The sequence below is a fragment of the Sphingomonas sp. ERG5 genome (assembly GCF_000803065.1).
Classification (GTDB): Bacteria; Pseudomonadota; Alphaproteobacteria; order Sphingomonadales; family Sphingomonadaceae; genus Sphingomonas.
This window is the reverse complement of record NZ_JSXI01000081.1, coordinates 24676-33603: the sequence shown is the minus strand read 5'-3', so window position 1 is coordinate 33603 and position 8928 is coordinate 24676. Positions and strand designations below refer to the sequence as shown.

Genomic DNA, 8928 nt, shown 5'->3' with positions numbered 1-8928 from the left:
ATATCGAGGCCCGTCGATCTACGCCGATCCGTTCGATTGGAGCGAAGCCACGAAAGCTGCGCAGCGTTTCTCGACTTCGCTCGAAACGATCGGAGGGAGGGAGGGAGGGAGGGAGGAAGTGATTTCACCCAAACCGGTGTCGCCCTATCGGCCGACCGTCACCAGCAAGGGCGGGCCGTCGGGTGTGTCGACCCAGCGCGCCTCGACGCCGAATACCGCGCGGATCGCATCGGGGGTCAGCGTTTCCGCGACTGGCCCGAACCCGGCCATCAACCCGTCCTTCAGCAGCAGCACGTCATCCGCCGCCCGCGCCGCAAGGCCGAGATCATGGAGCACGATCGCCACCCCTGCCCCAGCGTTTGCGACCTCCCGCAGCCGATCGAGAATATCGATCTGATGCGCCGGATCGAGGCTGGCCAGCGGCTCGTCGGCGAGCAACCAGCGCGGCTCGCCCGCCAGCACCCGGGCAAGCAGCACCCGGGCACGCTCGCCCCCCGACAATTGCTGGATCGGGCGTTCGGCGAAATGGAGTGTCTCGGTCGCCGCCATCGCGCGCATGATCGCGTCGAGATCCTGCGGCGACGGCGCGGCATAGGGCACGCGGTGCGGCAACCGGCCGAGCGCAACGACATCCGCCGCCGTGACGTTCCAGTGCACCGCTGCGTCCTGCGGCAAATAGCCGATCAGTTTCGCACGCTCGCGCGGATCGAACACGGCAACGTCACGGCCGTCGAGCCGGACTGCCCCCCGGGCGAGCGGAATCAGCGCCGCGGCGGCCTTGACCAGGCTGCTCTTGCCCGCACCATTGGGGCCGAGGATCGCAATGATGCGACCCGGCCGAAACGTGGCGGTGACAGCGTTCAGCACGGTGCGGCCGGACAAAGTGACGGCAAGCGCTTCGCAGGTCAGCTCCATATGAGCCTCCGTCCCCTGAACAGCAGCGCGAGGAAGAACGGCCCGCCTATCAGCGCCATGGCGACACCGAGGCGAAGCTCGCCCGCACCGGGAATCAGGCGGCACAGGCTGTCGGCGATCAGCACCAGCGCCGCGCCGCCAAGCATGCTGGGCAGCAGCAATGCGCTCGGCTTGTGCCCGAACAACGGGCGCAGCAGATGCGGCACGACCAGCCCGACAAAGCCGACCACGCCAGTCACCGCAACGCTGGCGCCAATGGTCAGGCCGGTACCAAGCACCACCAGTGCCTGAAGCCGGCCGAGCCGCACGCCAAGCGAGCGCGCGGCGGATTCGCCCAATGTCAGCGCATCGAGCGAGCGGCCGGTGAGCAGCAGCAGCACTGCCCCTGCCGCCATGAACGGCACCGCCAGCCGAACATCGTCAAGGCTGCGGTCGGTCAGCGCGCCCATCAGCCATTCGATCACTTCGGCAACCGCATAGGGATTAGGCGCGATCGAAATGAGGAACGCGGTGAGCGCCCCGGCAAGGCTGGCGAGCACCGTACCGGCGAGAATGAAGGTCACGGCATTCGCCTGACGCCAGGTCAGCGCGGCGAGCAGCAGCATCGATCCGGCCGCGCCCAGCATCGCGCAGGCAAATACGATCACCGGGCTGATGGCGATGCCGGACACGATCGCCGCGACCGCGCCAAGCGCCGCGCTCGATGACACGCCGACCACGCCGGGGTCGGCCAGCGGGTTTCTGAGATAGCCCTGCAACACCGCACCCGACAGGCCGAGCACCGCACCGATCGCCAGGCCAAGCACCGCGCGCGGCAGACGCAGCTCGATGATGATCGCCCAGCGCGGATCGGCGGAGAACCAGGCGGACAAGGGGATCCACGCCTTCCCGGCGATCAGCGACAGCCCGAACGCCAGGACGACCAGCAGGGCGAGCAGGAAGAGTTTGAGCTTCATGACAGCGAGCGCCGGATCTTCGCCAGCTCGGCCAGCGCCGGGATGATCGTCGGGCCGCCGCAATTGACCAGATTGCGCGGGAACGCGACCTCGGTCGTGTTCGCCCCGGTGCGCGCGAGAACCCGGCGGCGCAGCGCGGCGGTGCGCGCGGTCGCGTCGGGCGTCATGATCACGCGCGGCGGCCTGGCGATGATGGTTTCGATCGGCAGGCTGCCGGTCGAGGCAAGACCATAATCTGCCGCCGCGTCGCGGAAACCGGCATGGGTCAGCAATTCGTCGAGCAACGTCCCCGATCCATTGACCAGGTCTCCGGCGATGAACAGCAAGGCCGCTGGGCGCTTGCCGTCCTTGGGTACCGCCGCCTGCGCCGCCGCATCGATACGCGCGTTGAGCGCCCTGCCCTTGGCCCGGGCGTCCACGGCCGCCGCGACCAGATCGATCTGCGCCTTGCTCGCCGCGATGGTTATCGGCGAGTCCATCACCAGAATCTTCAGCCCGGCGCGCTCATAGGCCACGCGCGTGGCGATTGGAGTGAAGCTGCTGGTCAGCACGAGCGAGGGATGCAGCGCGATGACTTCCTCGGCCGTCCCGGCGGTGGCCGGGAAACGGCGTGCCACATCGGCGGCGATCGAGCTTGCCGCCGGATTGTGCGAATATTGACTGATCGCGGTGATGCGCGCCGGATCGACCAGCTCGATCAGGATCGCATCGGCGCACGGGTTGGTCGAAACGATCCCGCCGCCCGCGCCATCACGCGCCGGTGCGGAGCACCCGGCGAGCAACAGCGCGAGCGGCAGGAGCGCCTTCATCAGTTGAACTTCACCCGCACGCCGCCATAGGCCGCGCGGCCATAAGTGCCGTAGCCGCGCACGACCTGATAATGTTCATCGAACAGATTATCGACGCGGCCATAGATTTCGAAGCGATCGGCGACCGCGATCGACGCGCGAAGGCCGGCCAGGACATAGCCGTCGAGGCGGTTGAAGTTCCCGGCATCGTCATAGCTGTCGCCAACATGGCTGACCGTTGCCCCCGCCGACAGGCCGAACGGGAAGCGGTAATCGATCGAGGCGCTGACCGTCTGATGCGGGCGGCGGGCAAGGTCCTTGCCGAAATTGCTGCCCGGCGAGCGGTTTTCGCTGTCGATATAGCTGTAGTTCGCCGTGAAGGTCAGCGCATCGACCGGCCGCAGCGCGAGTTCGAATTCGACGCCCTCGGCACGCGTCCGCGCGATATTCTGATAGGTGAAGGTACCGAGATCGAAATCGATCTGGTTCTTCGTATCGCGGTTGAAATAGGTCACGCCGACGCGCGCCGCGCCCGACAGGAAAGACTGTTCGATTCCCACATCATAGTTGCGCGCTGTTTCAGGCCGCAAGGGGTCGCGCGCCGGGACACCCGGAATGGCGGGCCCCGGCGTACCATAAGGACCATAGAGCTGGTACAGGGTCGGCGCCTTGAAGCCCTCACCATAGCTCGCACGCAGCGTCGTGCCGGTATCGAGCGCCAGCGCGGCGCTGGCGCCGAACGTGGTCCGGTTGCCAAAGGCCTTGTGGTCATCGTTGCGCAGGCCGCCGGTGATCGTCAGCTGCCGTACCGGCGTAACGATCAGTTCGCCGTAAAAGCTCGTGACCCCGGTGCTGTAGCGCGTGGAGGCATCGGCGTAGCGGCTGTTCTCATGCTCCGCGCCTGCAACGACGCGGACCTGGTCGATGACACGGAAGTCGCCCTGATATTCGTAGCGCTCCGTCCGGCCGCGTCCGATGAAGGATGGCGCGGTGCCGAATGCGGGATTGTAGTTGTCACGGTCGATATCGGCGATGGTGAAGGCAATCCGGTTCTTCAGCCGGTCGTCGAGCAGGTTCACGTGCACGCCGGCATAACCATAGAGTTCCCGCGCGGTGGAATATTCGTCGGTGTCGGCCAGAGTGTAGTTCGGTGCCGGAAAGCCGTCGAGATCGGTACGGCTGTTCGCATAATAACCGCGCAGGTCGAGGCCGATGCCGGGGGTAAATTCGATACCGACGCGCGCCGTGGCGCCATATTGGCGATAGCCGTCACGCTCATTGCCATTGGCGGCGACCGAAATGCCATCGGTGCGGACATAGCCGCCGGTCAGCGAACCCGAGAAGATGCCGCTCTTGCCCGAGATCGCCGCATTGGCGCTGACGCTGTTGGCATAGCCATATTCGGCATTGGCGCGTGCCTGCAGTCCTTCGGTCGGCTGGGCGGTGATGATGTTGACCACGCCGCCGATCGCCTGGCTGCCCCAGGGTACCGAGTTGGGCCCGCGCAGCACTTCGATCCGATCGATCGATCCAGCAAAGAGATTACCGAAATCGAACGCGCCGGCGGGCGATGACGGATCGTTGACACGCACACCGTCAATGACGGTCAGCGTTTGCGCGTCCTCGGCGCCGCGGATCCGTACCGCCGTGACGGTACCGATGCCGCCATTGCGCGATACGGTGACGCCCGGCGTGGTGGCGAGCAGATCGGAGACACTGACGGTTTGGCGACGCTCAATGTCGGCGCGCGTGATGACTGTGACGGCCTGACCGACCTGGTCGATCGGCTGCGCGACGCCAGTTGCGGTGACGACAATCTCTTCGCTCTTCGTATCGGCGATGATAATGCCTTCGTCGCTCGGCGCGGCGTCCTGCGCCATCGCCGGCGTCGCGGCCAGCAGCGCCGTGCCGGCGAGCAGAATCTTACGGTAGTCAAACATGGTATGCCCCTTTGCATGAGGCCAGCTACCGGGCGTCAGGAACGACATCCGGCCAACGGCCCGATTCCATGTCGTTCACTCAAAGGTTCCCCTATCGGGGTTACGCCCTCGTCCGCACCGGAACTCCCGCCCGCGCAGTGGATCGACCGTGTCGGGCAGGTCTCCTGACTTCCGGGTCTTCGCGTGATGCTCCGCCTTCCCAGGCCCGATCGGCCCAGTGGCGTGTGTGGAGCACCGGCTCGCCGGTTACAGTTGCGGGAACAGCGTCGGATTTATGGCCTCTCGCCCATGCACCGATCTTCCCTTTTGCTTCCCGTCTCCGGGAACCCGTCACGACGCGGCCCCTACGCGGCTCGTCACCAATGTGCAACCAACTGCGGTGATCCACGTTAGTAAATTAGCAGGAAAGGAAGGGGATAAGGAGCCATTCGCAGCTCATTTCCTTGAAGGAACTGGTCGTGAGAACGTTCGAATTGAAGCATCTGCCCCCTCAGCCGCCCGAGGATCTGGGACGGACCATGGCACCCGGCGCAGGCCTGGTCGTCGCCGCCATCATTTCGATCCTGATCTGGGCCGCAATCGGCGGCATTATCGCAGCATTCTGACGTCAACGATCAGGAACGATGACTCATAGCCCCCTCTTCGGAAGAGGGGCTGAGGCAATACTGCTTATCTATGAATCTGGGCCGGAACTCCCGCCCAACAGCGGCAGGCTCCCATCCGAAGCCATCCGATGCTGAAGTTCCATGCCAGCAACAGGCAATTCGGTACACCGGGCGGTCCAGCTATCAATTTCATGGATAGCTAAACGGGTTTGCCATTAATGTCGTAAATACCAAGAATCGCGGCACCACGCCAGTAAGTCATTGATTATAATTGATAATCATCGATTTCACACGATCGGCGGCCCGGCTCGTCCGGCTTACGCCGGAGATATGGTACAATAGGGTGTAACATATCTCCCCGCGCCGCCGTCGCGCCGCCGACGGCGATTCAACCACCACGCAACATCGGGCATGTCATCGCGTGCCGGACGGATACCGGCGCGCTCTTTCTCAGTGTCGAGGGCATGATTGGATTGCGGCAGAACGACCTTGCCAATGTTTGACGAGAGCCGGAACGCGGTGCGCCTTCGGCCCATCATCGCTTTAGCTCGCCAGCAAGGTCGCATTTCCCCCGGCGGCCGTCGTATCGACGCACAGCGTTCGCTCGGTCGCAAATCGCGCCAGATAATGCGGACCGCCCGCTTTCGGGCCCGTTCCCGACAGCCCTTCGCCGCCGAACGGCTGGCTGCCGACCACCGCGCCGATCTGGTTGCGATTGACATAGATGTTGCCGACCCGCGCGCGGGTGACGATGCGCTCGATAGTCGTGTCGATCCGGCTGTGAACGCCAAGTGTCAGGCCGAAGCCAGTGGCGTTGATCGCATCGATCACCGCATCGAGCCCTTCGGCAGGAAAGCGCACGACGTGCAGCAGCGGACCGAAATGCTCCTGGCTCAGCGCAGAAATGCCCGGGATGGTGAAGGCGGCGGGCGCGACGAAATCGCCCTGCCCGACCGGGAGCTCCAGCCGGCACAATGTCGCACCGCTCAAATCATCGCTATGGTTCTGCAACGACGCGCGTGCACCGGCGTCAATCACCGGGCCGACATCGGTCGACAGCTTGCGCGGATCGCCGATGGTCAGCGCCCGCATCGCGCCGGAGATCATCTCCACCACGCCATCGGCAATATCGTCCTGCAGGTACAGCACGCGCAGCGCCGAACAGCGCTGCCCCGCGCTCTGGAAGGCGGACTGCACCACGTCGCGCGTCACCTGTTCGGGCAAGGCCGAGCTGTCGACGATCATCGCGTTCTGTCCACCGGTCTCGGCGATCAGCGGCACGATCGGACCGGTGCGCTGCGCCAGCGTCAGGTTGATCGAGCGTGCGGTGTTGGTCGATCCGGTGAACACCACGCCGCCGATCCCGGGATGCGCGACCAAAGCCGCGCCGACCTTGCCATCGCCGGGCAGCAGATTGAGCACATCGCCCGGAATGCCCGCCTGATGCAGCAGCTCGACCGCACGTGCCGCGATCAGCGGGGTCTGCCCGGCGGGTTTGGCAACGACACTGTTGCCCGCCGCGAGCGCCGCGGCGATCTGGCCGGTGAAGATCGCAAGCGGGAAGTTCCACGGGCTGATCGCGGCGATGACACCGCGACCGTGCAGGGTCAGGGTGTTGGACTCACCGGTCGGGCCGGGCAGCGGATCGGCCGGACCGAACTGGCGTCGCGCCTCGACCGCATAATAGCGCAGGAAATCGACGGCTTCGCGCAGTTCGAGGATTGCGTCGGGCACCGTCTTGCCCGCTTCGCGCACGCACAGCGAAAGCAACTCGTCGGTATGCTGTTCGTAGAGCATGGCGGCCGTTTCCAGCGCCACCGCGCGACGATCGACGACGACGGTGTCCCAATCCGGCTGGGCGGCCTGGGCACGCGCAACCGCCTGCGCAACGGCCTCCGATGTTGCCTCGATCACATGGCCAACCGTGATGCTGCGGTCGAAGGGTGCTGTCACGGCGACCTTGCCGCCCTTCAGCGTCTTGCCACCGATGATCGGCGCAGCGACCGGGTGTGTCGCCTCCAGCGCGGCGAGACGCGCCATCAGCGGCACGCGGACCAGCGGATCGGACAGGTCGATGCCCGCCGAGTTCAGCCGCTCCGGCGCGAACAGTGCGCTTGGCAGCGGAATGCGCGGGTTGCGCCGCACATCGAGCGCTGCGGTCGCGGCAACCGGATCGGCGATGATCGCCTCGACCGGCTGGTCGGCATCGGCAAGGCGGTTGACGAACGAGGCATTGGCGCCGTTCTCGAGCAAGCGGCGCACGAGATAGGCAAGCAATTCCTTATGCCCGCCGACCGGCGCGTAGATCCGCACGGCGGTGGGTTTGTCGCCCTCTCCCTCGCGCAGCACATCATATAATTCCTCGCCCATGCCATGGAGGCGCTGGAATTCGAAAATGCGACCATCGGCCATTGCCTTCACCGCCGCGACGGTCGCGGCATTGTGCGTGGCGAACCCCGAATAGATCGCGTCATCGGCGGCAAGCAGGCGGCGCGCGCACGCCAGATACGACACATCGGTCGAGGCCTTGCGCGTGAACACGGGGTAATCGGTGAAGCCGCCGACTTGCGTCGCTTTCACTTCGCTGTCCCAATACGCACCCTTGACCAGGCGGACCATCATCTTGCGCCGATAGCGGCGGGCCAGCGCGATGGTCCAGTCGACCATCGGCACGGCACGCTTCTGATACGCCTGAATGACGATGCCGAAGCCGCGCCAGCCATTGGCGAACAGCGTGTCGTCGGCAACGATCGTCTCGATCAGGTCCATCGACAAATCGAGCCGGTCGGCTTCTTCGGCATCGATCGCGAGGCAGATATCTGCCGCACCCGCGTCAGCCACCAACTCGCGCAGGCGCGGCAGCATCTCGGCCTTGATGCGATCGACCTGCGCCCATTCGTAGCGCGGATGGAGCGCGGACAATTTGACCGAGACGCCATCGACGCCCTCGACCGGCCCCTTTCCGCGTGCCTTGCCCACCGCCGCGATCGCATTCTTGTAAGCGGTGAAGTAGAAATCGGCGTCGCCCTGCGTCCGCGCTGCTTCGCCCAGCATGTCGAAGCTGTGCGTCTCCACGCCCGACGCGCCGCGCTTCAGCGCTTCGCCGATGGTGCGACCGAATACGAAATGATGGCCGAGGATGCGCATCCCCTCAAAGATCGCGCGGCGGATCACCGGCTTGCCGAGCCGCGCCACGGCGCGCTTGGCGACCGCCGCCCAATCCTCGCCCTCACTTGGCGCGACCACGCTGCCGGTCAGCATCAAGCCGAAGGTCGAGGCGTTGACGAACAGCGATTGCGAACGGCCGAGATTGGCGCTCCATTCCTTGCCGCCAATCTTGTCGGCGATCAGCCGGTCGCGTGTCGCGGCATCGGGAATGCGCAGCAACGCTTCGGCCAGGCACATCAGCGCGATGCCTTCGTCGGTCGATAATGCGAAACTGTGCAACAGACTGTCGACCGCATTGCCCTGCCCCTTGGCACGCACGCCCTCTACCAGCCGGCGCGCAAGCACATCGGTCGCGGCGAGTTCGGCGGGCGGAATCTCCGCTTCGATCAACCGCTGCGCGACGCAGGATTCTTCATCCATACGATAGGCGGCATGGACGTCGGCGCGGCTCAGGCCGGGAAGCGAGATCGAGGACATGGGCAAACACTCATCTTGGCGCTGGTGATAGCCGCCTCTATCGCGGCATCAGCCAGAGGATAAAGTCTGTATATTTGGC

Annotated in this window: 6 protein-coding genes and 1 riboswitch; of the genes, 1 reads left to right on the top strand and 5 read right to left on the bottom strand. The window is 65.2% G+C overall.

The window, feature by feature from the left end; translation table 11 throughout:
- Positions 1–144 precede the first annotated feature (144 nt).
- From OO12_RS25740 to OO12_RS25725, 4 genes are read right to left on the bottom strand one after another with little or no spacing between them, the layout of a single operon-like run.
- Positions 145–915, bottom strand: a complete 771-nt coding sequence (locus OO12_RS25740; protein ID WP_034161559.1) for an ABC transporter ATP-binding protein — start codon at positions 913–915, stop codon at positions 145–147.
- Entirely contained in the window at positions 906–1871 is a 966-nt protein-coding gene (locus OO12_RS25735) for a FecCD family ABC transporter permease (RefSeq protein ID WP_034161558.1), read from the bottom strand. Before OO12_RS25735 ends, OO12_RS25740 begins: the two co-directional genes overlap by 10 nt.
- Positions 1868–2680 (bottom strand): ABC transporter substrate-binding protein, encoded by an 813-nt coding sequence (locus OO12_RS25730; protein ID WP_034161557.1) that lies wholly within the window; start codon positions 2678–2680, stop codon positions 1868–1870. Before OO12_RS25730 ends, OO12_RS25735 begins: the two co-directional genes overlap by 4 nt.
- Entirely contained in the window at positions 2680–4599 is a 1920-nt protein-coding gene (locus tag OO12_RS25725; protein ID WP_052216279.1) for a TonB-dependent receptor plug domain-containing protein, read from the bottom strand. Before OO12_RS25725 ends, OO12_RS25730 begins: the two co-directional genes overlap by 1 nt.
- Positions 4600–4736: 137 nt before the next feature.
- Positions 4737–4945, bottom strand: a riboswitch (cobalamin riboswitch).
- Between the two features lie 112 nt (positions 4946–5057).
- On the opposite strand from OO12_RS25725, the gene OO12_RS28820 reads away from it, so the two are divergent.
- Positions 5058–5204, top strand: coding sequence for a hypothetical protein (locus OO12_RS28820; protein WP_160296918.1), 147 nt, complete (start codon positions 5058–5060; stop codon positions 5202–5204).
- 543 nt (positions 5205–5747) lie between these two features.
- On the opposite strand, the gene putA is transcribed toward OO12_RS28820, so the two are convergent.
- Positions 5748–8849, bottom strand: coding sequence for a bifunctional proline dehydrogenase/L-glutamate gamma-semialdehyde dehydrogenase PutA (putA, locus tag OO12_RS25720; protein ID WP_052216278.1), 3102 nt, complete (start codon positions 8847–8849; stop codon positions 5748–5750).
- Positions 8850–8928: the final 79 nt, after the last annotated feature.

What these genes read in the sequence shown, in the direction of transcription:
- OO12_RS25740 (WP_034161559.1), bottom strand. Translation starts at nt 915, where the DNA reads ATGGAGCTGACCTGCGAAGCGCTTGCCGTCACTTTGTCCGGCCGCACC.
- OO12_RS25735 (WP_034161558.1), bottom strand. Translation starts at nt 1,871, where the DNA reads ATGAAGCTCAAACTCTTCCTGCTCGCCCTGCTGGTCGTCCTGGCGTTC.
- OO12_RS25730 (WP_034161557.1), bottom strand. Translation starts at nt 2,680, where the DNA reads ATGAAGGCGCTCCTGCCGCTCGCGCTGTTGCTCGCCGGGTGCTCCGCA.
- OO12_RS25725 (WP_052216279.1), bottom strand. Translation starts at nt 4,599, where the DNA reads ATGTTTGACTACCGTAAGATTCTGCTCGCCGGCACGGCGCTGCTGGCC.
- putA (WP_052216278.1), bottom strand. Translation starts at nt 8,849, where the DNA reads ATGTCCTCGATCTCGCTTCCCGGCCTGAGCCGCGCCGACGTCCATGCC.